Source organism: Psychromonas saccharinae, assembly GCF_051201515.1.
In the GTDB taxonomy this organism is placed as follows: Bacteria; Pseudomonadota; Gammaproteobacteria; order Enterobacterales; family Psychromonadaceae; genus Psychromonas.
In genome coordinates, this window is sequence record NZ_CP195153.1 from 497,497 (window position 1) to 521,469 (window position 23,973).

Below are 23,973 nucleotides of genomic sequence, written 5' to 3' on the forward strand. Positions count from 1 at the left end.
TAAACTAAATTGTTATAACTATTAAATAAATGTTAATGGGAGAAAGTGTGTGCAGATAATAAAAACTGATGTTGCTATCGTTGGTGCAGGTGGCTCTGGTCTCCGAGCAGCTATTGAAATAGCAGAAAATCATCCAGATCTTGATATTGCCTTAATTTCTAAAGTATACCCAATGCGTAGTCATACGGTTGCGGCTGAAGGTGGTGCGGCAGGTGTTATCAAAGATCAAGATTCATTTGACTATCACTTTAATGATACGGTTTCTGGTGGGGACTGGTTGTGTGAACAAGATGTTGTTCAATATTTTGTAGAAAATGCAGCTGAACAATTAACCCAACTTGAGCACTGGGGGTGTCCTTGGAATCGTCAACCCGATGGTTCTATTAACGTTCGTGCGTTTGGTGGTATGAAAGTAGAACGAACATGGTTTGCTGCTGATAAAAGTGGCTTCCATATTTTACATACACTTTTTCAAACATCGATGCAGCATCCGAAAATAACTCGTTTTGATGAACATTTTTGTTTAGATTTGATTGTTGAAAACGATAAAATACAAGGGCTTGTTATCCTTGATATTGCTGAAGGCGAAGCAAAAATAATTCAAGCTAAGTCGGTTATTATGGCAACAGGCGGCGCCGGTCGTGTGTATAGTTATAATACAAATGGTGGGATTGTTACTGGTGACGGAATGTCGCTTGCTTATCGACATGGTGTGCCTTTAAGAGATATGGAGTTTGTTCAATACCATCCAACAGGTTTACCAGGTACAGGGATTTTAATGACAGAAGGTTGTCGTGGTGAAGGCGGTATTATGACCAATAAAGATGGTTACCGTTACTTACAAGATTATGGTCTAGGCCCTGAAACGCCAATTGGCGAGACTAAAAATAAATATATGGAACTTGGTCCTCGTGACAAATTAAGTCAATGTTTTTGGCAAGAACAACAAAAAGGTAATGTAGTGAAAACGCCACGTGGTGATGTTGTTTATCTTGATATTCGTCATCTTGGTGAAGATAAAATAAATGAACGTTTACCATTTATCCGTGAACTTGCAAAAGCATATGTTGGTATTGATCCTGTTTATGAACCAATTCCAGTACGTCCTACAGTGCACTACACAATGGGGGGCATTGAAACCAATGCTAAAACTGCAACTAAATTAAGTGGTTTATATGCAATCGGTGAATGTGCATCGGTCGGCTTACATGGTGCTAACCGCCTTGGTTCAAATTCATTGACTGAGCTTGCTGTATTCGGTCAGTTAGCAGGACAAGAAGCCGCTAATTTTGCGCGTGAACATGAACATATTGATAGCAGTATTGTTGAAAAACATGCGGCAGACATTATGCAACGTACCGAAGCGTTATTGCATAACGATGGTACGGAAAACATGGCAGACATCCGTCTTGAAATGGGAGATTCCATGGAAGAGGGCGTCGGTATTTATCGAACAAAAGAGTCGATGCAAAAAACAATTGATAAACTCACTGAACTAAAAGAACGTTATAAAAATATTAAGATTGTAGATAAATCAAGTGTGTTTAATACTGAGTTTTTATATGCCTTAGAATTGGGCTACTTATTAGATACTGCTGAAGCAATGGCATATAGTGCGATTGCACGTGAAGAGTCTCGCGGTTCTCATCAACGTATAGATGGTTTTGATAAGCGTGATGATGTGAATTTCTTAAAACATTCTTTAGCGTATTACCAAGCAGATAAAGCACCAATAATAGAGCATTCACCCGTTACAATTACAAAGAGCCAGCCTGCAGAACGACTTTACGGTGAAGCTGGAACAGACCAAGCAAAGGCAAAGGAGAAAGCACAATGAGTGAGTTAACTTTTAGAGTCGATGTACAGCGTTACCGACCTGAAATTGATCAAGAACCTTTTTTGCAAAGCTTTGAGGTACCTTATACAGAAGAAACTTCCGTTTTAGAAAGTCTTCAGTACATTAAGGATCATTTAGATAGCACACTTAGTTTCCGTTGGTCATGTCGTATGGCAGTTTGTGGTAGTTGTGGCATGATGGTTGATGGCTACCCTAAATTAGGTTGTAAAACGTTCTTGCGAGATTATCCCGCTAAAAAAATCGTTATACAGCCTATGGCTAACTTTCCAATAGAGCGTGATCTTGTTGTTGTAATGGATGAGTTTATTGAAAAGTTAGAAGAGATAAAACCTTATATCATTACCAAAGATAAGAAGCCTTTATCAGAAGGTCCTCATGTTCAAACACCTGCTCAGATGGCCTTATTTAAGCAATACTCTATGTGTATTAACTGTGGGCTTTGTTATGCAGCCTGTCCGCAATACGGGTTAGACCATAGCTTTACAGGTCCCGCTGGATTAGCTTTGCTTGCGCGCTACAATCGAGATAGTCGAGATCAGGGTGAAGCTGAGCGTATGAAAATAGTGAATGAAGAAAAAGGTGTTTGGGGATGTACTTTCGTTGGTTACTGTTCAGCAGTTTGTCCAAAAGGTGTTGATCCGGCAGCTGCAATCCAACAACTTAAAGTTGAAAGCAGTAAAGATTATATAATTGGTATGTTTAAACCTGAATAGGGAGTAAGGAATGAGTAAACGTAAACCTTATGTTCGCAAGCCGTCTCCAGATTGGTGGCTTAAGAAGACGTTTTACACTAAATATATGTTGCGTGAAAGCACCTGCATATGGATTACTATTTACAGCTTAATATTGGCTTGGGGCGTTTTTCGTCTTACCCAAGGAGAAGCTGCATTTAATGGCTGGTTAGATGCTTTGCAAAGCCCAATTTCAATTATTCTACACCTAGTTATACTGGTTTTTGCTGTATACCATACCACTACTTGGTTCTCGCTTGTGCCTCGTGCTGCTGATTTGTGGTTTAAAGGTAAGAAAGTTGAACAAAAGCCAATAGTTACGACCCTTTATACGGTTTTTGCTTTGGTTGTTATTTTCTGTTTTGCTGTTGCCATTTTATAAAGGAGCTCGAATATGTCTGATGTTAAAAATAAAGTCTATCGACGCTCTCATGAGCCTATCTTTTGGGGATTATTTGGCGCAGGAGGGATGTTGACTGCATTCATTACACCTGTGATGGTGCTTATTACTGGGATCTTAATTCCGCTAGGTTTAATGGGACGCGAAGATCTTAGCTATGATAAAGTCCATGGGTTTGCAACGTCATGGTATGGCGCGATTATATTGTTTGTTTTAATCTCTTTACCGCTTTGGCATACACTACACCGTGTTTTTCATGGTTTACATGACCTTGGTATTGATGGAAATAAAGTGATACAGCGTGTTGTTTGTTATGGATTTGCGTTTACAGTGACAGTGTTTGTATTTACATTGTTACTACAACTCGTTTAGAAACAAACGTTAAAAAAAACCAGCGTAAGTGCTGGTTTTTTTATGTCTAATAAATCAAGTGTTTTATAATATTTCAGATCTTGTTATTTTTTAACGCGGCCAACATACTCACCCGTACGCGTATCTGCTTTAATAACTTCACCGATTGCAATAAATAAAGGGACACGAATGACTGCACCCGTCGATAGTGTTGCTGGTTTACCGCCGGTTCCTGCTGTATCACCTTTTAAACCTGGGTCTGTGTCTGTTACTTCCAGTTCAACAAAATTAGGAGGTGTTACTGCAATTGGGCTATCATTCCAAGTCGTAATGGTACATACATCTTGTTCTACTAACCACTTAGCCGAATCACCAACTGCACTCGCATCTGCTGCAATTTGCTCAAAAGTTTCATTGTTCATAAAATGAAAGAATTCACCGTCGTTATATAGATAAGCAAGTTCAATATCCATTACATCTGCAGATTCAACGCTTTCGCCTGATTTAAATGTTTTTTCTACTACTTTTCCTGATAATAGGCGACGGAATTTAACACGGTTGAATGCTTGTCCTTTACCTGGTTTTACATAATCATTTTCTAGAATAGCGCATGGCTCTTTATCTAGCATGAATTTTAGGCCTGCTTTGAATTCACTGGTACTATATGTTCCCATATTAACCTCTATTTGATCTGATTTTTAAAATGACACAATTAATTACCGTGAATAATACCGTTGAGACGGCGAATTGGCAAAAAGAACTGGCCAATGCGCTTAAAAATCCACTAGAACTGTTGCAAAAACTAGAGATATCTCCGGAAAATGTTCCATTAAGCGATAAAGCACGTAAAAGCTTCCCAATGTTAGTGCCTATTCCTTTTGTTCAGAAAATGAAAAAAGGGGATATTAATGATCCTTTATTAAAACAAGTCTTACCCATTAATGATGAAGAACTTGTTAGTGATGGTTATAATTTAGATCCGCTGCAAGAGCATGATAGTGCAATTCCTGGCTTGCTACATAAATATACAAGTCGTGTATTGTTAATTTTAAAGTCAGGTTGTGCGGTTAATTGCCGTTATTGTTTTCGTCGTCATTTTCCTTATCAAGATAATAATATTAATAAGCAACAACTACAGAAGGTGATTACTTATATTCAAGCACACCCAGAAATCAACGAAGTGATTTTAAGTGGGGGAGATCCCTTAATGAGCAAAGACTATTTCTTAGAATACGTCGTGAATAGTCTAGAACAGTTGCCTCAGTTAACCCGCTTACGCATTCATAGCCGTCTTCCTGTCGTTATTCCGAGTCGAATTACCAATACGCTATGCGATATATTGAAAAACAGCCGTTTTAACGTTGTTTTCGTTTTTCATATTAACCATGGCAACGAAATCGATCCGGCTTTTTGTGATGCGGCTGCTAAATTAAAGTTAGCGGGGGTACAGTTATTAAATCAAAGTGTTTTATTAAAAGGGGTAAATGATAATAGCAAGACGTTGATCAACCTCAGTGAAAATTTATTCAGCGCGGGTATTTTACCCTATTACTTATTTTTATTAGACAAAGTACAGGGCGCTCAGCATTTTGACTTACCAGAAAGACACGCACAACAATTGATAAAAGAGATGAATCAAGGTTTGCCTGGGTATTTAGTGCCTAAATTAAGCCGAGAAATAGCGGGTGAAAAAAGCAAAACAGTGATTAATTCGTTATAATCAGTTTTAGTTTAATTAAATTCCATGGCTAACAAGGAACAGCAAATGAGCAAAGAAAGTGTGCTTGAACAACTTCAAGAAAATGTAAAAATAATTTATCACAAAGCTGTTGATGCAGATAAGAAGTTAGCAGTTTTACGTGAACAGAAAAAAGCCAGTTTTGCACAAATATTTAGTGCTGATACGGCATTTAAAAATCATGCGGATACTTTTCTTCCTTACGTTGAAGAATTAGCGGCTGATCTTCAGTCCATTCAAGTGGATGATGAAGATCATTATAAAAAATTATTACCCGGCATTGTGACTAAAATAGAATTGCTTTTGAAAATGCTTACGGCTTTTAATACGAATTTAAAAGATTAAATATTCATCCATTATTATTAATTTTTATTAACTCTTATGAGTTAACAGGGAGCTTAGCGCTTTGGCACAACTTTATTTTTATTACTCGTCTATGAATGCGGGTAAATCGACTTCTTTATTACAGTCTTCCTACAACTATCGCGAACGAGGGATGAATAGCTTAGTCATGACCCCTGCCATTGATGATAGAGCTGGAATGGGGAAAGTTGCCTCAAGAATGGGCATAGAAGCCGACGCTCAAATTTTTGCGAGTGAAGATGATTTAAGCCAAATAATAAAAACACAACATGAAGCTGAATATATACATTGCGTGCTTATTGATGAAGCGCAGTTTTTAAGTAAAGAACAAGTGAAGCAATTAACTTATGTTGTTGATATCCTAAACATTCCTGTTCTTTGTTACGGTATTCGCAGTGATTTTCTAGGGGAGTTATTTACTGGAAGTCATTATCTACTAGCTTGGGCAGATAAATTAGTTGAATTAAAAACCATTTGCCACTGCGGCCGTAAAGCAAATATGGTGTTGCGATTAGATGCCCATGGCAATCCGGTTAAAGAAGGCGCTCAAGTTGAAATAGGTGGTAATGAAACCTATGAATCAGTCTGCCGTAAACATTTTCGCCAATATATTTGGGATTAAAGGTACGGCTAATTTACGTCAGAATTATCTTAATTAAAGCGACTGGATTAAGTCGCTAATTGTTTTCGTCTTTGTATACACAAATCCCATCACGCCCATTATTTTTAACTTCAAATAAAGCTTCATCTGCATGACGTAATAAGGTTTCAATATTGGTTGAAGTGTCTCCATTAACTACGCCAATACTAATTGTCACAACTAATTGCTCATCAATTTCGCTATAGTCTTGTTGTTTGACTAGGTGGTTGATTTTTTCACACAGTGCGTAAACGTTATCTTTTTGCCAGTTAAGTAGTCCAAATACAAACTCTTCACCTCCCCAACGCGCAATAAAGCAATTTCTTTGTTCTAATTGAGAAAATAAGTGCCCGAGTTTGTGTAAAACCTTGTCACCTTCGAGATGAGTATATGTGTCATTAATTCGTTTAAAATGATCAATGTCGAGCATGATAATCGATAAGTTGGTTTTTGATTGAGAAAGGGAATAAATTCTTTTATGCCATTCATCAAAGGCAAGACGATTATGTAATCCTGTTAATTTATCTTCTCTAGCTTGTCTTTCGAAAGCCGATGATTGGATACGTAGTGCTTGCGTTTTTTGCTCAACCTCATTTTTTAGTTTTAATTCCGATTGTTTAAGCAAATGAAGTCGCCAACGTACAGAAAGATATATGGTTAAAATTAGTAGGCCCAATAGTGCTAATTGTACTTCTATTCGTTGCCATAAATAGGGTTCAATAATAAAAGAGAACTGTGCGTTATTAATAGTATCTTGATGGTAAGGATAATAAGCATTAACCATAAAAGTATAATGCCCTGGCGCTAGGTTGGTATATTCTGCCACCCCAATTGAACCACGTTGTGTCCATTTAGACTGAAGGCCTTCTAATTTTGTACTATAAAGTATGTGTTCTGAAGAAATAAAACCAAGGCCAACAAAGGAAATACTGACTCTTTGAGTTCCGGCGGGTAACGATATCGGTTGTTCGGTATTTAAATTTAACGTTGTTTGGTCTGCGGTGACTTTTTCTATGATTGCTGGGAATTTTGTTGCAATAATTTCACTAAAACGTTTAGGGTGCGTCTCTATTAATCCCTTGGCTGTTGCAAACCAAATATCCCCCGATTGATCAACCGATGCGGCAGGATTTGAACCACCGTTTAGTTGTGCAGTGGGCATGCCATCAACTTCACTATAATGAACGAAATTTACTTGCGGTATTGCTCCATCTGCAACTGCATTGATTTCTTGTTGTGAAATTCGCCATAATCCCCGGTTAGAGGTTAACCAGAAATACCCCATTGAGTCAGGAATTACCTGGAATAACTTATCCAGTGGTAACCCTTGTTTTTGTCCTATAATGGCCATACTGTCATCTGAATAGCGATAACGAATAAGGCCTCTGTCCGTTGCCATCCACATATATTCTTTTTGAGAGTGGAAGCCGAACACATACTGTGCTTGTTCTAAGGGGTCTATATTTAAAGACCGTAGCTTATTGTTTTTTATTAATGCAACACCTAAACCCGTACCAACCCAAATTTTCCCTAGAGCATCTTGAGTCAATGCCATAATATAATTATCGGGCAGGCCACTTTTAGTGGTGAATAACTGCTGTACTTGGTTATTTGAGTATTTTACTAATCCACCTGTGGTACCAATCCATAATTGTTCTTTTTCATCTTCATAAATAGCTCTGATTTGTTGTGTCGGTAAATGTTCAAGCGCAACATGTTCTAATCGATTTTGTTCAAATTTAAATAAACCGTTCTCTGCAGTACCAACCCAGAACCCTGATTTTTTCCGAGGTGCTAGACTGAGCACCGAAATTTGTTTTTTATCTGTATTATATTTAAAGGTGGGATCGAAGCTATAAATCTTATCGTCTTCAATAAGGTTTAATCCATTACTACTGCCTACTGCAACTCGTCCATCGGGTAAGGCTAACGTCGTGCGAATAAAATCGCCTTGCAACCCATTCTTTTGATTCCAACTGCTAAAAGGTGCTTTTCTAAGACGAGTCAATCCACTGTTTGTACCAATCCAAATGGAATTTTCCCTATCTTGATATAAAGATAAAACATTATTATTTGGTAAGCCATCATCTTCAGTAAAACGGGATAGTTTTTTTCCATTGAAATAATAAATTCCTTGTCGAGAAGATCCAAACCAATAATTTCCTGCTTTATCGATAATAATGGTTGAAACAATAACGTTATTCAATTGCTCATTAAAACGTTTAAGTTGGCCTTTTTGATATGTCCAAACGCCATTTTTACTACCAATAAGTAGCATTCCTTCCGGTGTTTGCACCGTTGAATAGACTGGAATACCTTGAAGCTCGAGAATGGTTGTTATCTTTTGAGGGGTATTTGTACTTATTTGATAAAGCCCTTCACTGGTTGACGCGAGAATATCTCCATTTTCAGTCAGTGAAAGTTTATAAATACTAATTGAAGGTAAAATGAATTGGTCTTGTGCATCTTCTGTTTCTCGGAATACCAGGCCATCTCCCTGCAATCCAACCCAAATGCCGCCGTGTTTGTCGCGTAGTACTGCATTAATTAGGTTTTTTATTGGTGTCATGGCTTGCCAGTGATGAGGTTCCCGTTTTACAAGTCCACCTCTTGCGCCACCTGCGAATAAACTCCCATCAGAATTGGCGTATAATGTTCGTACACCTGAATCGGCGAGGGCGCTTTCGGCACCACGGGTAAAGACTTTAAACTCTTTACCGTTAAAACGCGCAATGCCCTCCCAAGTTGCAAACCACAGATAACCATCCTTTGTCTGAGTGATCGCATTGATACTGTTATGGGGTAAGCCTTCTTTACTTGTCCATGTGTCATATAAATAATTATCGGAAAGTATTGCGTACGCGGAGGGCACATTAAAAGAAAGTAAGATAAATATTAAACTAACTGTTATTCCGCACCTGAATTTTTATTACTATTGGCTATGAAATGGCTATGAAATCGTGATCTGGCTAGCGAAACATCCAGATATTTCAAAAAATTGTTGACCGGGATCCTCAATTTTGATCTATTACTTTCTTTTCAAAGAGATAAATCATGACTTACCCATACACGAAATCACTTGAACACCATGGATTAGTTGCTGGATTTTGTAAGGAAATCAAGCTTGCCAATATCATCGATCAAGCACTTGGCACAAGTGAACAGCGGAAAATAAGTTTCGGTAACTTATTCATTGCTATGATAATCAATGGGTTGGGATTTACCGGCAGAACACTGCATATGTATCGCGAGTATTTTTCTGATAAACCATTAGACCGTCTGATTGCCCCTGAAGTAAAAGCTGAATACATCAATGATGATGCGTTAGGTCGTTGCCTTGATGCACTATACGAACATGGTGTTTCATCACTATACCAAGATATAGGTGAAGCTGTTATTAAACACTTAGGGCTACCATGCAACTCTGTTCATCTCGACTCAACAAGCTTTCACTACGATGGTATGGAAAAGTTATCCGATGATGAAGATGATCTTAACCCTATTCAAATTACCAAAGGCTATTCACGTGATCATCGTCCTGAACTTAATCAGGTCGTACTCAACCTGATTTGTGAGAACCAATCCGGGATCCCAGTTTATATGAAGCCAGCCAGTGGCAACATTAATGATATGGAAGGATTCAAGGAGATAGTCAAATCCCATATAAAAAGTCTAAAAGCCGCGCAGTCCTGCCGTTATTTAGTGGCAGATGCAGCCTTATATGTGCAAGATACCATTACTGAGTTGGATGAACTAAATCAGTTATTTATCACGCGTGTCCCACATAAATTGAGGGAAGCTAAAGTCCTTATTAATCAGGCTTCTGAACTTGATTTTAAAAATATGGGGAATGGTTACTCAGGAGCTTGGCACCAATCGACTTACAGCGATATAAAGCAGAGGTGGCTATTGATCCGCAGTGAACAAGCGAGAAAGCGTGAAACACATAGTTTAACAAAACGCATGCTGAAGAAAGCAGATGCGGAGCGTAAGACCTTTAAAAAACTCTCACAACAAAGGTTTGCCTGTCAACATGATGCAGAGCAAGCCGTTGAGTTGTGGAGAAAGAAACAAGTTTACTGTGATGTTATTGATGAAACCGTTGAGATCCCTATCTATGGCAAGAAAGGACAACCTAAAAAAGGGCAAGCTCCCGAGCGAGTTGAATACAAAATAACAGGGAATTTATTTACTCCTCTTGATAGAAGGGATAATGCACTTAAACAATTAGGTTTCTTTATTATTGCAACAAATGATCTTGATGAAAGCCTGACAATGGATAAGGTGCTTAAAACTTATAAAGAGCAGCAATCAGTTGAAAAAGGGTTCCGTTTTTTAAAAAGTCCGGATTTCTTAACAAGCTCAATTTTCATCAAAAAGCCAGAGCGAATAGAAGCGCTGTTAATGGTAATGACTTCCTGTTTGATGGTATACGCTTCCTTAGAGCATCTGATCCGCAAAAAGCTAAAGGAAAAAGACCTTTACTTCCCGGATCAAAAGAAAAAGCCTTCCCAGAATCCAACCGCTCGCTGGGTATTTCAATGCTTCCAAGGAGTTACGATAATCTACCTGGAAAGCCAGTCGCCTATGGTAGTAAATTGGCAAGAACGGCAACAAGTTATTGTTGATTGCCTGGGGGATAGATACAGGCAAATTTATTCTTAAAACCGGTGCGGAATATCAGAACTAAGGGAAAATAATTTAATAAATTGAATGCTGTTTAAGACCATTAATTGTTATCCAACCGTATCACTAAGTGTAAGAGATAATGTTAGTTTAATTATGAACTATTTACCCAGTTTTTAATAATATATTAAAAGTTAGTTTACACTTGTAAGCTAGTCTCTGTAGATATTTTAAGAAGCAAAGCGTACAAGTGTAAATAATTCTAATTTTGACACAGGGTGGTTTAACTTATTCTTTCGAATAACAGATCCCATACACCGTGGCCTAGGTTATTACCACGGTTTTCAAATTTAGTGAGTGGTCGCCATGCTGGTCGTTCTGCATAATTACCCGATGGACTTGTATTTTTGAAGTTTGTTGCAGCTTGTAAAACGTCTAACATATGTTCTGCGTAATTTTCCCAATCAGTTGCCATATGAATGACGCCCCCAATGGCGAGCTTATGGCGCATGTTTTCAATAAAAGCTGGTTGCACAATACGACGTTTATGATGGCGTGCTTTATGCCATGGATCAGGGAAGTAGAGTTGGAAAGTAGCAAGACTTTTTTCAGGTATCATGTATTCTAATACTTCAACTGCATCATGATTCATTACGCGCAGGTTAGTTAGTTCAGCTTCGCCTGCATCTGCTAAACAAGCGCCAACACCTGGACCATGGACTTCAATGCCAAGAAAGTTTTTTTCAGGGGCATTTTTAGCCATTTCAACGAGTGATTTTCCCATACCGAAGCCAATTTCTAAAACGACGGGAGCTTCTCGACCGAATAAAGCTGTAAAATCAAGCATCTCTTCTTGATAGTCTACTCCCATTGTTGGCCATAGATTATCAATAGCGGTAGATTGTCGATTAGTCATACGACCTTCGCGTTTTACAAAAGAACGGATTTTTCGCATGTGTTTTTGTTCGCCAAGATCCTCAGCATTATTTGTTTCAGCTGATTTATTTTGATCTGTCATTTTTCTACCTTACCGAGTTATGTGTGCTGCCTAAACGTTGTATTGACTGTTTTAGGATAAATAGCCTTGCATTATGCAACGTTATATTTTTTGTGCAACTCTGCTATGCTCAGATTTTTATAAAATAACAAAGAGTTTGTTTTGAGTAATAATAATTTTAGCCAACGAATCGTTCAATGGCAGTTAAAATACGGTCGCCAAACCTTGCCTTGGCAGTTGGATAAAAGTCTGTATAAAACGTGGGTGAGTGAAGTAATGCTTCAGCAGACACAGGTTGCGACGGTGATTCCGTATTTTAAAAAATTTATGCGTTCCTTCCCAACTATTACTTATCTCGCTAATGCGCCATTAGATGAGGTGTTGCACCACTGGACTGGTTTAGGCTATTACGCAAGAGCAAGAAACCTACATAAAGCGGCACAGTTTATTCGTGATAATTATCATGGTGAGTTTCCCGAAGATTTTCAGCAGGTGATTGATTTACCTGGTATTGGTCGTTCAACTGCAGGAGCGGTTCTGTCTTTAACACTGAATCAACGTTTCCCGATATTGGATGGTAATGTTAAACGTGTGTTGACTCGTCATCAAGCAATTGAAGGTTGGACGGGTGAAAAGCGAGTTGAAAATAAATTATGGGATCTTGCTGAATCGGTAACACCATCAAAAAATGTGAATGTATTTAATCAGGCAATGATGGATATGGGCGCAATGGTATGTACTCGAAGTAAACCAAAGTGTACAGAATGTCCTGTTAGTGGCGATTGTCTTGCATATGAACGGGGAGAAATGACCCATTTCCCAACACCGAAAGCGAAAAAGAAAATACCCGTTAAACATGCTTTTATGTTGGTGTTATTAGATGCGCAGGGAAATCAATGTGCAATTCAATTGAAACAACGGCCACCTACAGGAATATGGGGAGGGTTATGGTGCTTTCCTGAATTTGAAAGTATTGAATTATGTGAAGAACATTTGAAAAACATAGGCATTGCAGAATATAAACAAACATTACTCCCGATGTTTCGTCATACATTCAGTCATTATCATTTTGATATATCACCTATTTTAATTAACGTTGAGCGATTTGAGACTAAACAAATAATGGAACAGACAGGATTGCTTTGGTATAACGTACTGGATCCTGCAAAAGTCGGACTAGCTGCTGCGACTAAAAAAATATTAGCGACTGTTGGTAAACTAATCGAGAAGGGAAAATAATGTCCAGAACTGTATTTTGTAGTTATTTAAAAAAAGATGCACCAGGTTTAGCTTTTCAGTTAATTCCAGGTGAATTAGGTAAACGTATTTTTGATAATATCAGCCAAGAAGCTTGGAACATTTGGCAGAAAAAGCAAACTATGTTGATTAATGAAAAAAAATTAAAATTAATGGAAGCTGACGACCGCAAATTTATAGAAGATGTTATGGTTGATTTTTTATTTGAAGGTAAAGATATTGATATCGAAGGTTACACACCTGAAAAGAATTAAAGTTGCCATTTCAATCAATGTTCACAAATAAAACAGAAACAGACCAAACAGTAGGCAGTCATTAAAAAAAATGAATAAATGAATAAAAATAGGTTGACGGTTGCCTCTAAAATCTATTTAATACGCCTCACTCCTGCTTCGTTAGCTCAGTCGGTAGAGCAGAGGATTGAAAATCCTCGTGTCCTTGGTTCAATTCCGAGACGAAGCACCATATTTTAGTTTACTGAAATGAATTTTTATCAGTAAACGAGGTTAATAGCCTCGGTGCAAATGCACACGTTTTCGTGTGCCGACTTAGCTCAGTCGGTAGAGCAACTGACTTGTAATCAGTAGGTCACCAGTTCGATTCCGGTAGTCGGCACCATTTATTAAAATTTAAAACGATTGTTTTGAATTAACAGTTTTGCTTCGTTAGCTCAGTCGGTAGAGCAGAGGATTGAAAATCCTCGTGTCCTTGGTTCAATTCCGAGACGAAGCACCATTACAACCAAATAAACCGCAGCATGTAAATGTTTGCGGTTTTTTTTGTCTCTATTGAAAATTCTCCTGTCCGTGGTTTAACTTTTGTTTAGGTTCGGCGAGACGAAGCACCATTACAACCAAATAAACCGCAGCGTGTAAATGTTTGCGGTTTTTTTGTATCTATTGAAAATTCTCCTGTCCGTGGTTTAGTTTTTGTTCAATGTTCCGCGAGATGAAGCTGCATCATTTAAGCCACTGTTATTTAGCAGTGCTTTTTTACAAAAATATGTTCAATTTTCTCTATTATTTTTTATTAAACTTCCTCTTTTATTGCACAGTAGATATTGAACTTGGTGCTACTATCAAAACCATGGAACGTATTGCTATTGGATATTGCAGATTGAATTTAGCTCAGTATTTAATGTTAAAATTGGTTAAGATGAGAAGGGTAATTATTTCTATTTAGTTGCTATGTTTAATTTGACTTCACTTGTTAATTTTTAAAATTAATTGAGGCGTCGTATACCCCTTATATGTTATGAAGGTTCGGAGAATGTTATTACAACTTTAATTTTGAAAAAATATCGGTTTCAGTCTTTGCTAATGTCTTTAATGTTACTTTGTTCAATACAGGCTTTTGCAGCAACAACATCAACACGTATTGTTGGAGGAGATGATGCCGAAGATGATTACCCTTGGATGGTTGCGCTTTACTATTCAGGCAATTTTACCTGTGGTGGTGTATTAATTAGTTCCAAGTGGTTAGCGACAGCCGCACACTGTGTTTATGATACTGATGATGTGGACGGTAATGCGATTGCCTATGATGCCTCTAATTTTAGTGTAGTTATTGGTGAATCAACGCATTACTCAACAACTTCCGCAGCAACAAGTGCAGGTGTTAGTGTCTATACCATTAATAGTGTGGTGATTAATCCTAATTATGTGACGTCAGATGATGATGATAGTACAACTGATTATGATTACGATATTTCGTTACTTGAATTAGACTCATCTTATTATGAACCTGGTCCAGCTATTGCAACTGCAAGCCGTTTTAGTGACATTGAGGAAGGTGATTACTTAACTGTAATTGGTTATGGTGTGATGGATTCTTCAGAGGACGCATCAGCGGAAGAGGCTATACCAACTACTTTACAGGAAGCTGAATTGCCATTTGTACCAACGGATGAGTGTTATTGGAATGATTATGGCTTGATGAGCGATAATATGTTTTGTGCTGGTTATGATAGCGATGACGTTAATATTGATAGTTGTTCGGGCGATAGTGGTGGGCCTGTATTTAAAACAATTGATGGTGAATTAACGTTAGTGGGATTAGTGAGTTGGGGAACAACTACATGTTCTGAAATTCCTGGTGTTTATACTAATATTAGTAATTTACGTAGTTGGATCTTGGAAAATATTGATGGTTTCCAAGTCGTTGAAGAAGGAACCGCCAGCTACAATAGCGATTCAGATACATTCACTTCAGGTTTAATTAGTGTTTATCATTACGGTAGTAACGACGATACAGATGATACATTGACTATTGGTGAATTATCTTTTGATGATGATAGCTATGCGGATACCTTTAGTTTGAGCGACGGTTGCAGTGAAAATGAATTAGCAAGTAGTGATAGCAGTTGTAATATTGATTTTGATTTACTTGATGCTCTCGATGAGGATACCGAATTCGATGCGACATTAAGTGTTACACCCAGTGCAAGTGCAGCCGTACAAACCTATAATTTAGATTTTGAAGCCAATCTCACTAATGATGAAGATTCAACTTACACAAGTAGTGATTCTGATGATAGTTCAAGTAGTTCTAGTGGTGGTAGTTTAAGTTTTTCTTTTTTATTGATGTTGGTATTGTTATCTTATTGGCGATATAAATCTAAATTACATTATCCGATGAATAAAACAATTGTACGGTAAATTGTTTTGAGTGATTAAGGGGAAGTTCATTACAATTTTAAGGTTTACAAAACAGATTTTTATCTATTCATTAATGAGTTTTGTATTGATATTTCCTGAATATTTGATAGCCGCAGAATCAATCGAAGCTACAAACGATAGTGAAAATTCAATATCAGTAACAACGCGGATTATTGGTGGCGATGATGCAGATCGCGATTACCCTTGGATGGTTGCGTTATATAATTCTGGTAATTTTTACTGTGGCGGCGTGCTCATTAGCTCACATTGGATTGCGACAGCGGCTCATTGTGTGTATGCATCTGATGATAATGATGGTAATGCGACTGCCTATGATGCCTCTAAATATAGTGTTGTCATTGGGGAAGGAGCCTATTATTCAACGACTACTTTAGCCAATCAAGCAGAAGCTAACGTATATACAATAAAAAATGTAGTGATTAATAGTGATTATGATAGCGACGCCTATGATAATGATATTGCCTTGCTTGAGTTGGATGAACCCTATTATCAACCTGGCCCAGCTATCGCTACTGCGTCTCAATTTGACAGTCTAGTTGAAGATGATCCATTAACCGTTATTGGTTATGGTTTAATAGATGCGCGTACAAGTACTTCTCCTGTAAACCTACAAGAAGTTGATCTTCCCTTCGTCCCGACTAATGCATGCTATTGGAATAACTTTGGTGATCTGACTGATAATATGTTTTGTGCTGGCGATGACAGTCGACGCGATCATGTTGATAGTTGTGCTGGTGATAGTGGTGGGCCTGTATTTAAAACTATAGATGGTGAATTAACTTTGGTTGGATTGGTTAGTTGGGGAAGATATAGCTGTGCTGATGTGCCGGGGGTTTATACCAAAATCAGTGCAGTACGCAGCTGGATATTAGCGCAAATTGATGGTTTTCAAGTCGTTGAAGAAGGGACTGCAAGTTACGATAGTGACACTGAAAGCTTTTCATCAGGCCTTATTAGTGTTTATTACTATGGTAGTAATGATGATATAGACAATGCATTAATTATCGGAGGTTTAACCTTTGACGATGCGCATTATGCGGATATGTTGGAGATTACAAATGATTGTTATAATAACGCGATCAATGCATCTTACGATAATTGTAGTATTGGCTTTGATTTACAAGATGCAATTAGTGAAGATGGTCTATTTAAGGCTATTTTATCTATCACACCGAGTACAAATATAGGTGAACAATCCTATGGTCTAAGGTTTATTACGGATGATATTATAGACTCAGACGATGAGATTGATGAAGTAGTGATTGATGTTTCCGAGGATGGTACAAGTGACTCTACTATTAATGATTCAAATGCTTCTGCTGGCGGTACCTTGGGGTTGGCTTGGTTATTAATTTTAGTTAGTTTGCTTTACTTGAGAATGCGTTCTCGCTTGAATTGGCACTAAAATGATTTGAATTAATAAAACCAGTGTAATGATTACACTGGTTTTATCGTGATTAAGAACGTCTTTTACTGCCTTTTTTAGGGGCGTTACGACCTCTTGATTGATTTGGTTTCTTAGGTGCGTAACTCACATCGGAAGCAGGAATTTCAAGTCTAGGTTCAAAACCAGGTACTTCTTTACGATCAATAAATTCACCAAGATGATGTTCGATAGCGCAGAGATTTCTAAAGTCATCTCTAGATACGAAGGAGATAGCTTCTCCGATTGCACCTGCACGTCCTGTTCTTCCAATTCGGTGAACATAGTCAGCAGCTTCATCCGGTAAGTCATAGTTAACAACACGTGTTAAACCATTAATATCAATACCACGTGCTGCGATACCCGTTGCAACCATAAACTTAAGCTCACCGGACTTAAAGTCTTCGAGTAATTGTGCGCGTACCGTTTGACTACGCCCACTATGGAATGCTTCCGCTTTAATACCGCGTTTTTCAAGTTGACTCACTAATTTTGCAGCACCACGTTTTGTTTCAATGAATATTAATGCCTGATCCCATTCTTCTTCTGTGATTAAAAAGCTTAATAATGCAGATTTCGTGTCTTTATCAACGGTCAATAATAATTGGTCTATTTTAGGTATTGCAATATCATCAGGTTTAATGATGATTTCAACGGCTTTTTCAATGGCCGTTCTTGCGAGCATACGCACTTCTTTTGAAAGCGTGGCAGAAAACAAGAGGTTTTGTCTTTCCTCTGGAAGGCGTTCGACGATCTTATTAATATCAGCAATGAATCCCATATCTAACATACGGTCAGCTTCATCTAAAACTAAGACTTCTAATTCATCGAAATGTAGTGCACGGCTGGTGTACATATCAAGTAACCGTCCTGGCGTAGCAACAAGAATATCAACACCTTCAATAAGTCGTTCTTTTTGTGGTGCTGAATCAATGCCACCGTACATCGCCATTGAGTTCAAGTTCATGTATTTGCTATATAGTGCAATATTCGCTTCAACCTGTATTGCTAATTCGCGAGTTGGGGTCAAAATGAGTGCGCGAATACGTTTTGGACGAATCGGGGAGTAGTCTTGGCATTTATGCAAGATAGGCAACACAAAGCTGGCAGTTTTGCCGGTTCCTGTCTGTGCAGCTGCAATTACATTTTTACCCGATAAAACAACTGGAATCGCTTTATATTGAATAGGAGTCGGTGTTTGGTAGCCTTGTTCGGCTATCGCTTTTAAAATTGGATCGCTTAATCCAAGTTTTGAAAATGGCATGCGCTATCTCAGATAAATGAAAAAGTAAGTTGTTACCATCTTTCGTGATAACAGAAATAAAAGATGATTCTACATGAACCCATGCCAAACTGCTTAAAAATCTAAGCAGTTTATTTCACTCCATGGTGTGTCGGAAGGCTTATAATTTAAATTCTTCAATTAACGCTTTTTGTTGATTCGCAAGGTCAAGAAGTAGTTGTGCGCGTTCACTGCTACTACTTGATTCATCAGCAAGGCTTTCGGTCATTTCAACAATGCGGCCAATATTACGATTAAGTTCATGGGTAAAGTTAGTTTGCTCTTTAGTGGTTAATGAAATTTGCATATTCGATTGATGAACTCTTGCAATTGCTTCTTGTAATTCTGTAAAAGAGTTATTAATTGTGACCGCTTGTTCAGCCATTGTTTTTGCTTCCTGTTGATTTGAATTCATACAAGAAACTGTTTTTTTAGTACTGTTATGCAAGCTATCAACTAAGCTTTCAATTTCTTCAGTAGCCGATTGAGTTAGTGTCGCGAGAGAGCGCACTTCGTCAGCAACGACGGCAAAACCTCGACCATGTGTACCTGCACGAGCTGCTTCTATTGCTGCATTCAGTGCAAGTAGATTAGTTTGTCCAGTGATTTTCTGAATGGTATGTACAATTGAACTAATCCCGTTAATTTCTTGTTCAAGCACGATTAACGCATCATTTGCCATAGTCATTTCTTGATTGAGATTATTGGTTGTTGATATATTGTCGTTGATACGTTGGCGATTATCTGAGGCCGCAGCTTCCATTAATTTTACTTCGTCTAACGCGAGTTGTGTATTATCGGCCACTTCCGATACTGACCCATCGATCTCTGCAATGGCGGTGGCAACTGCATCGCTTTCTTGACGTTGTGATTCGATACGTTGTTCTGCTCGTAATGTAAATTCACTTGTCTTTTGTGCCACTTGAGTTACGTCATTTGCGACATTATTTAAGCTATTAACGATTGTGATAAGTTTGTTTTTTAGTGTATTAACTTGCGCTGCAATTTGACCAAATTCATCTTTACTGTCGCTTTTTAAGGTAACTCTTAAATCGCCCGCTGCCATTTTTTTAAGTGACTGTAAAATTTCTTTCATGGGTTTGCGGATACTTTGTAATGTTGTCCAACCAACAATTAACGCGCTAATAATAGAGATAGTAATAATAACAAGTAGTATCATCGTTGCTCTATTTGTGTGTGCTTGTGATTCAACATTAATTAATTTAATTTGTTCAGCCATTGCAGTACTTAAATCTTGGAAATGTTGTTCAGCAAGATTTACAGATGTATTGAGTTGCGCAACATTGAGCAGTGATTGCTCAACTAATGTTAGGTAGTATTCTAAGTTTTTGTATAAATTCCCTTTTTGTTCAATGCTATTTTTCATCATTTCAAAATAGGGGGCCATTTCCTCTAGTACTAAGTCTTTATCATTACCCAAGCTTGTTGATGTCATCATCATGTTTTTATAGCGGTATTCCTGTAGGTCACGGCTTTTTGCATACTCATCCATATTTGTAATGGCGAGTGCCGCATTCACTTCGGCTGCATATTCGAGGGCTAATTGAGTCATGAATTGAAGTGCGACTCGAGCTGCTTCATGTTCTTCACCGGTTAACTCCCAAAGTAAGTCTTCTGAATCGTCCTTAAAAAAGCTCCATTCATCTTTAAACATTGAAATAGCATCAAGTACTTCTTGCTTTGCAGTGACCTGTTGGTTATGCAGCTTTATTTGTTGTTTTTCTATGGAAAATGATTGGTCTGCTATTTTTTTTGCATCGTTAAATTGCTTATTTAATGCCGGAAAACTTTGTAGTTGAGTGGTAATGGTGTTGGCTATATTAATAAATGTTGATTCTGATTGTTGCTGCTCTTGCTCTACTTTATTTCTTTCCGCTAGCGCATTGAGTGATAAATGTTGCATTGTTGATTTATTAGCTTTCAAAATAAGTTGAGAGAGTGCGGATAAGTTATTTTGAATTGGGGATAATTCATTCTGCGCATAATTCTGTTGCGTAATCATGGTTTGTTGGGTGTTGTAGGCGACTCCGGCCATGACTAGCATTAATAGAAGTAAAATTGCGAACCCACCAAGCGTTCTGGTTACTACTGTTAACTGCATTGAGTGTTCCTATTATAAAATCGTAATGATAAAAATTGAGATAAGGATCAACATAATAGTCTTTAATGGTAAAAAATGGTGGTGGGATTTTAAACATTATGGTTTTTTGCAATTTTTTTTACATCTCGAAGATGTTATTGAATACTGCAGAGGGTAAACCAGCTAACGATGGCTAGCTGGTTTAGTTGAATGGTTATTGCTGTCCTAATTTGTGTGCGGTTAATATAGCTGATAATACGAGCTCAGGGGTGACGACAAAGGGCATATTATGAATAGTTTCACCTTCAGCGCAGGATGCTTCGGCTACGTCGAGTAATTTATCCAAGTTAAGCTCTTTAACGCCCATTTGATGTAAGTTAGTCGGTAAGCCAACGGATTTGCAGAAGGTTAATAATTCATTAATTTCTGCCATCGGGGCATTTTCAAGTACGAGATGGACTAGCGTACCAAAGGCAACCTTTTCTCCGTGGAATAGGTGATGACATTCTTCAAGTTTAGTTAAGCCGTTATGAATCGCATGCGCAGCCGCTAAACCGCTACTTTCAAATCCAATACCACTTAAATAAGTGTTTGCTTCAATAATATTTTCAACGGCGGGGGAGGTTAAGCCATTTTCAACGGAAATTTTTGCTTTAAGTCCATCGGAAATAACCGTGTCATAACACAATTTTGCAAGGGCCTGTGCTGCACGTGTTGGTGCACCGCCTGCCATGGTTGCTTTGCCAGATATCGCATTAGATCGTGCTTCAAAGTAAGTTGATAGCGCATCACCCATTCCAGAGACTAATAAACGTACAGGGGCGCCAGCAATGATTTTAGTATCCATAATAACCATATTTGGGTTACGTGGAATCATTAGGTATTCGCTAAATTCACCTTCAGGTGTATACACAACGGCAAGTGCGCTGGTGGGCGCATCTGTCGAGGCAATTGTCGGAACGACAACGACTGGGATGTCCATATAAAATGCAATTGATTTGGCGGTGTCTAATGTTTTACCGCCACCAATGCCAATAATGACTTGCGATTGATTCGCTTTTGCAACTTCAATTAAACGTTCTATTTCAGGACGAGAGCATTCTCCGTTAAATTTTTCTAGGGCAACTTCTCCCTCTGCCTGAGCAAAACTTTCAGTGACTTGTGTGCCGACCAAACCGGTCACAAAATCATCTGCGATGGCTAAGGCTTTCTGACCAAGTGGTTTAACATATTCACCAATATTATTAAGTGCATTTGCACCTTGAACGTATTTGCTTGGAGAAATAATAATTTTATCCATGGTATTTTCCTTATCAATATAGAGTTAGGTAATGTGAATACCAACCTCAGATAGCATATTGGGTTGGCATTGGTTTAAGTTCGTTATGCTTGAAATGCTGCAAATACTTTTTCTACAGCAACGGCTCCGGGATCTTTTACACCTTCCAGATTGTCACTATTCAGGTAAGAGGAGCGACCCGCTTTGGCTTCTAGCATTTGTGCGGTGCTTTCTGCTCCTTGTTTCGCCGCCAAAATAGCTATGGGGAGTCCTTCTGCTTTAAGTGTTAGTAGTGCGGGCTCAAGTGCATCAATCATGGTGCGATCTCCGACCTTTGCACCACCAAAGAATTTCATTTGTTCAAGGCCATTTAATAACGCTTCGGGCAAATCTTGATGTTTGCCGAAGTGAGTACCTGCTGCGGTAAAAAAGATAGACAATAGGATGCCGCTTGATCCCCCCATTGAAATCGCGAGTTGTTCACCGATGACTTCAAGGAGCTTTTGAATGTCTGCTAAGGGAAGATTTTTGTCGTTTAATTCCTGTTGAATCTTCGATGCACCAGATGAAAATGTTGAGCCAGTATCGCCATCGCCGACAAGTGAATCGAGATGATTGAGTTCTGTTTTTAAACCCATAATTGTGGAGCAAACTTTATCGACGATAAAGTGGATGGCTGGGGCATCAGAGGGGGTAAATTCGAGGCTATTTGATGCTTTTTCTGCTTTAATTGGTGTCGCATCATTGACTTGAATACCCGTCGCCCAAGACTCAACATTCACAGGTGCAAGTAATGCGGCTTGTGTGTCTTTGTCTAAGACGACACAAGATAACGAGAAACCTTTCATATCAATGGCGGTTACAAAGGGTTTAGGGCCAAATAAATAGCTCATATCCTGTGCAAGCGAAGACTCCACCACATCTTTTGTCAATAAACTCATTTCCAAGGGCGACGTCCCACCAAGGTTATTCAATAGTAAGGCAAATTTCTGTCCATTCGTCTTTGCTAATAGTTTTTTAGACATTAATTCAACGACGTCTCGACAATCGTCAATATCTATTTCAGCAACACCGGGTTCGCCATGAATGCCTAATCCTAATTCTGCTTTATTTGGCGGAATACGGTCGTCATTTTCCTCTCCTGGAATATGGCAACTAGTGACTGCAACACCGATACTATAAACATTTTCATTACAGCGCTGTGCCTTGCTTCGCACTTCTTCAAGGGAGGCGTTTTGTTGTGCATAATAACCGGCTACCTTATGAACAAAAACCGTACCAGCAATACCGCGAGGCTGTTTACTATTTTCAATAGAAATATCGTCATTAACAATGACCATGTCGACTTTTAAACCGAGTTTTTTTGCTTTTTCAGCTGCTAAACCAAAGTTGAGTCGATCGCCGGTATAGTTTTTCACAATCAGTAAACAACCTGCTTCACCCGTTACATGGATAATGGCATTTAATACAGCTTCAACACTTGGAGAGGCAAATACATCGCCACATACTGCTGCCGTGAGCATACCTTCACCAACAAATCCCGCATGGGCAGGTTCATGGCCAGAGCCGCCACCAGAGATAATGGCTACTTTGCTTTTGTCCCAATCTTTTCGGATAACGATGCGAATATGTTGATCAATATCGAGTCGGGTTAAATTATTATGTTGGTTACTGTAAATCAGACCATCGATTGCATCGCTAACCAATGTTTTTCGTTCATTAAAAAATAACTTTGACATGAAGAACGTCCTTACTCATTTTATAAATATGGGTGGATTTGACAGTCATACGATTTGGGTTGCTGACTACCAACGGTATTTATACCCGTTACCATTCAAGATGCAGAAATTAGCAAGACGAGAGGTGAGCAGGTTCTAGGCATAAAGGTGAAGATCTAACGGGTTAAATCGAGACTTTATAACAACGAAGATGTTTGCCTCTCGTCTTGCCCTGCGGGTCACTAACTCGTTTCTTATAAACCATGGCAATACTGCGTTATAACATTCGATAAGGGCTAGCCATTAAAGATGTAAAGTCTTGTTTTTACATCTACCGATAGAGGATTAACGCAGTTAATCGCTCGAAAGGTCATCATGTTACGTCTTGCCTTGGTATCCGAGCTAGTGACTGATAAACGCATCTTGATTGGTAACGGGTATATATTACCGAGAATATTTCGATAGCGTTGTGATCATATAGACATAAATATAAACGATTACACTTTGGTTTTTATTGATTATTTCTTGTGA

The 23,973-nt window shown here is 38.4% G+C and carries 19 protein-coding genes and 3 tRNA genes; 15 read left to right on the forward strand and 7 right to left on the reverse strand.

From position 1 onward, the window contains the following. The first annotated feature begins 49 nt into the window (after positions 1 to 49). Genes frdA through frdD form a run of 4 tightly spaced genes read left to right on the forward strand, consistent with a single transcriptional unit; the run spans position 50 to position 3,361 of the window. Positions 50 to 1,837: a fumarate reductase (quinol) flavoprotein subunit gene (gene frdA, locus ACR30L_RS02225; RefSeq protein WP_435236420.1), complete on the forward strand. Its 1,788-nt coding sequence runs from the start codon at positions 50 to 52 to the stop codon at positions 1,835 to 1,837. Next, positions 1,834 to 2,571 carry a succinate dehydrogenase/fumarate reductase iron-sulfur subunit gene (locus tag ACR30L_RS02230; protein WP_435236421.1) on the forward strand — a complete coding sequence of 246 codons (738 nt, stop codon included), beginning with the start codon at positions 1,834 to 1,836 and terminating at the stop codon, positions 2,569 to 2,571. The genes frdA and ACR30L_RS02230 overlap by 4 nt, the downstream gene beginning before the upstream one ends. A 10-nt stretch (positions 2,572 to 2,581) precedes the next feature. After that, positions 2,582 to 2,971 (forward strand): fumarate reductase subunit C, encoded by a 390-nt coding sequence (locus tag ACR30L_RS02235; RefSeq protein ID WP_435236422.1) that lies wholly within the window; start codon positions 2,582 to 2,584, stop codon positions 2,969 to 2,971. Positions 2,972 to 2,983: 12 nt separating this feature from the next. Further along, positions 2,984 to 3,361 carry a fumarate reductase subunit FrdD gene (gene frdD / locus ACR30L_RS02240; RefSeq protein ID WP_435236423.1) on the forward strand — a complete coding sequence of 126 codons (378 nt, stop codon included), beginning with the start codon at positions 2,984 to 2,986 and terminating at the stop codon, positions 3,359 to 3,361. 83 nt (positions 3,362 to 3,444) lie between these two features. Here the strand turns inward: frdD and efp are convergent, their stop codons facing one another. Next, on the reverse strand, positions 3,445 to 4,014 hold the full coding sequence (gene efp, locus ACR30L_RS02245) for an elongation factor P (protein WP_435236424.1): 570 nt from the start codon (positions 4,012 to 4,014) through the stop codon (positions 3,445 to 3,447). 29 nt (positions 4,015 to 4,043) lie between these two features. Here efp and epmB point away from each other — a divergent pair, with 29 nt between their 5' ends. The 3 genes from epmB to ACR30L_RS02260 all read left to right on the forward strand — a co-directional run bounded on the left by epmB (position 4,044) and on the right by ACR30L_RS02260 (position 6,063). Then, entirely contained in the window at positions 4,044 to 5,060 is a 1,017-nt protein-coding gene (epmB, locus tag ACR30L_RS02250; protein ID WP_435236425.1) for an EF-P beta-lysylation protein EpmB, read from the forward strand. Positions 5,061 to 5,105: 45 nt separating this feature from the next. Beyond that, a complete protein-coding gene (locus tag ACR30L_RS02255) occupies positions 5,106 to 5,423 on the forward strand; it encodes a hypothetical protein (protein ID WP_435236426.1) in 318 nt (105 codons plus the stop codon). A 61-nt stretch (positions 5,424 to 5,484) separates the two neighbouring features. Beyond that, complete coding sequence (locus ACR30L_RS02260; protein WP_435236427.1) at positions 5,485 to 6,063, forward strand: thymidine kinase; 579 nt, start codon at positions 5,485 to 5,487, stop codon at positions 6,061 to 6,063. A gap of 55 nt (positions 6,064 to 6,118) precedes the next feature. On the opposite strand, the gene ACR30L_RS02265 is transcribed toward ACR30L_RS02260, so the two are convergent. Continuing rightward, entirely contained in the window at positions 6,119 to 8,953 is a 2,835-nt protein-coding gene (locus tag ACR30L_RS02265; RefSeq protein WP_435236428.1) for a ligand-binding sensor domain-containing protein, read from the reverse strand. Positions 8,954 to 9,135: 182 nt separating this feature from the next. Between ACR30L_RS02265 and ACR30L_RS02270 the strand changes: the two genes are divergently transcribed. Further along, positions 9,136 to 10,746, forward strand: coding sequence for an IS1634 family transposase (locus ACR30L_RS02270; protein WP_435235549.1), 1,611 nt, complete (start codon positions 9,136 to 9,138; stop codon positions 10,744 to 10,746). A 244-nt stretch (positions 10,747 to 10,990) separates the two neighbouring features. On the opposite strand, the gene trmB is transcribed toward ACR30L_RS02270, so the two are convergent. Further along, on the reverse strand, positions 10,991 to 11,725 hold the full coding sequence (trmB, locus tag ACR30L_RS02275; RefSeq protein WP_435236429.1) for a tRNA (guanosine(46)-N7)-methyltransferase TrmB: 735 nt from the start codon (positions 11,723 to 11,725) through the stop codon (positions 10,991 to 10,993). A gap of 141 nt (positions 11,726 to 11,866) precedes the next feature. Between trmB and mutY the strand changes: the two genes are divergently transcribed. The 7 genes from mutY (at position 11,867) to ACR30L_RS02310 (ending at position 17,044) form a co-directional block, all read left to right on the forward strand. After that, positions 11,867 to 12,943, forward strand: coding sequence for an A/G-specific adenine glycosylase (gene mutY / locus ACR30L_RS02280; protein ID WP_435236430.1), 1,077 nt, complete (start codon positions 11,867 to 11,869; stop codon positions 12,941 to 12,943). Further along, positions 12,943 to 13,215 carry an oxidative damage protection protein gene (locus ACR30L_RS02285; RefSeq protein ID WP_435236431.1) on the forward strand — a complete coding sequence of 91 codons (273 nt, stop codon included), beginning with the start codon at positions 12,943 to 12,945 and terminating at the stop codon, positions 13,213 to 13,215. The genes mutY and ACR30L_RS02285 overlap by 1 nt, the downstream gene beginning before the upstream one ends. 135 nt (positions 13,216 to 13,350) lie before the next feature. After that, a tRNA-Phe gene (locus ACR30L_RS02290) sits at positions 13,351 to 13,426 on the forward strand. 77 nt (positions 13,427 to 13,503) lie between these two features. Next, a tRNA-Thr gene (locus tag ACR30L_RS02295) sits at positions 13,504 to 13,579 on the forward strand. A gap of 41 nt (positions 13,580 to 13,620) precedes the next feature. Then, positions 13,621 to 13,696, forward strand: a tRNA-Phe gene (locus ACR30L_RS02300). A gap of 584 nt (positions 13,697 to 14,280) precedes the next feature. Then, positions 14,281 to 15,618, forward strand: a complete 1,338-nt coding sequence (locus ACR30L_RS02305; RefSeq protein ID WP_435236432.1) for a S1 family peptidase — start codon at positions 14,281 to 14,283, stop codon at positions 15,616 to 15,618. Between the two features lie 85 nt (positions 15,619 to 15,703). Beyond that, complete coding sequence (locus ACR30L_RS02310) at positions 15,704 to 17,044, forward strand: S1 family peptidase (RefSeq protein ID WP_435236433.1); 1,341 nt, start codon at positions 15,704 to 15,706, stop codon at positions 17,042 to 17,044. A 52-nt stretch (positions 17,045 to 17,096) separates the two neighbouring features. Here the strand turns inward: ACR30L_RS02310 and ACR30L_RS02315 are convergent, their stop codons facing one another. From ACR30L_RS02315 to ACR30L_RS02330, 4 genes are all read right to left on the reverse strand, one after another. Then, complete coding sequence (locus ACR30L_RS02315) at positions 17,097 to 18,326, reverse strand: DEAD/DEAH box helicase (protein WP_435236434.1); 1,230 nt, start codon at positions 18,324 to 18,326, stop codon at positions 17,097 to 17,099. Positions 18,327 to 18,465: 139 nt separating this feature from the next. After that, entirely contained in the window at positions 18,466 to 20,466 is a 2,001-nt protein-coding gene (locus tag ACR30L_RS02320) for a methyl-accepting chemotaxis protein (protein ID WP_435236435.1), read from the reverse strand. Positions 20,467 to 20,659: 193 nt separating this feature from the next. Continuing rightward, positions 20,660 to 21,745, reverse strand: a complete 1,086-nt coding sequence (locus ACR30L_RS02325) for a glycerol dehydrogenase (protein ID WP_435236436.1) — start codon at positions 21,743 to 21,745, stop codon at positions 20,660 to 20,662. An 83-nt stretch (positions 21,746 to 21,828) separates the two neighbouring features. Continuing rightward, positions 21,829 to 23,463 (reverse strand): dihydroxyacetone kinase subunit DhaK, encoded by a 1,635-nt coding sequence (locus tag ACR30L_RS02330; RefSeq protein WP_435236437.1) that lies wholly within the window; start codon positions 23,461 to 23,463, stop codon positions 21,829 to 21,831. Positions 23,464 to 23,973 lie beyond the last annotated feature (510 nt).

Coding starts and splice junctions, on each gene's coding strand:
- ACR30L_RS02230 (WP_435236421.1), top strand. CDS start 1,834: ATGAGTGAGTTAACTTTTAGAGTCGATGTACAGCGTTACCGACCTGAA.
- ACR30L_RS02235 (WP_435236422.1), top strand. CDS start 2,582: ATGAGTAAACGTAAACCTTATGTTCGCAAGCCGTCTCCAGATTGGTGG.
- frdD (WP_435236423.1), top strand. CDS start 2,984: ATGTCTGATGTTAAAAATAAAGTCTATCGACGCTCTCATGAGCCTATC.
- efp (WP_435236424.1), bottom strand. CDS start 4,014: ATGGGAACATATAGTACCAGTGAATTCAAAGCAGGCCTAAAATTCATG.
- epmB (WP_435236425.1), top strand. CDS start 4,044: ATGACACAATTAATTACCGTGAATAATACCGTTGAGACGGCGAATTGG.
- ACR30L_RS02255 (WP_435236426.1), top strand. CDS start 5,106: ATGAGCAAAGAAAGTGTGCTTGAACAACTTCAAGAAAATGTAAAAATA.
- ACR30L_RS02270 (WP_435235549.1), top strand. CDS start 9,136: ATGACTTACCCATACACGAAATCACTTGAACACCATGGATTAGTTGCT.
- trmB (WP_435236429.1), bottom strand. CDS start 11,725: ATGACAGATCAAAATAAATCAGCTGAAACAAATAATGCTGAGGATCTT.
- ACR30L_RS02285 (WP_435236431.1), top strand. CDS start 12,943: ATGTCCAGAACTGTATTTTGTAGTTATTTAAAAAAAGATGCACCAGGT.
- ACR30L_RS02305 (WP_435236432.1), top strand. CDS start 14,281: ATGTCTTTAATGTTACTTTGTTCAATACAGGCTTTTGCAGCAACAACA.
- ACR30L_RS02315 (WP_435236434.1), bottom strand. CDS start 18,326: ATGCCATTTTCAAAACTTGGATTAAGCGATCCAATTTTAAAAGCGATA.
- ACR30L_RS02320 (WP_435236435.1), bottom strand. CDS start 20,466: ATGCAGTTAACAGTAGTAACCAGAACGCTTGGTGGGTTCGCAATTTTA.
- ACR30L_RS02325 (WP_435236436.1), bottom strand. CDS start 21,745: ATGGATAAAATTATTATTTCTCCAAGCAAATACGTTCAAGGTGCAAAT.
- ACR30L_RS02330 (WP_435236437.1), bottom strand. CDS start 23,463: ATGTCAAAGTTATTTTTTAATGAACGAAAAACATTGGTTAGCGATGCA.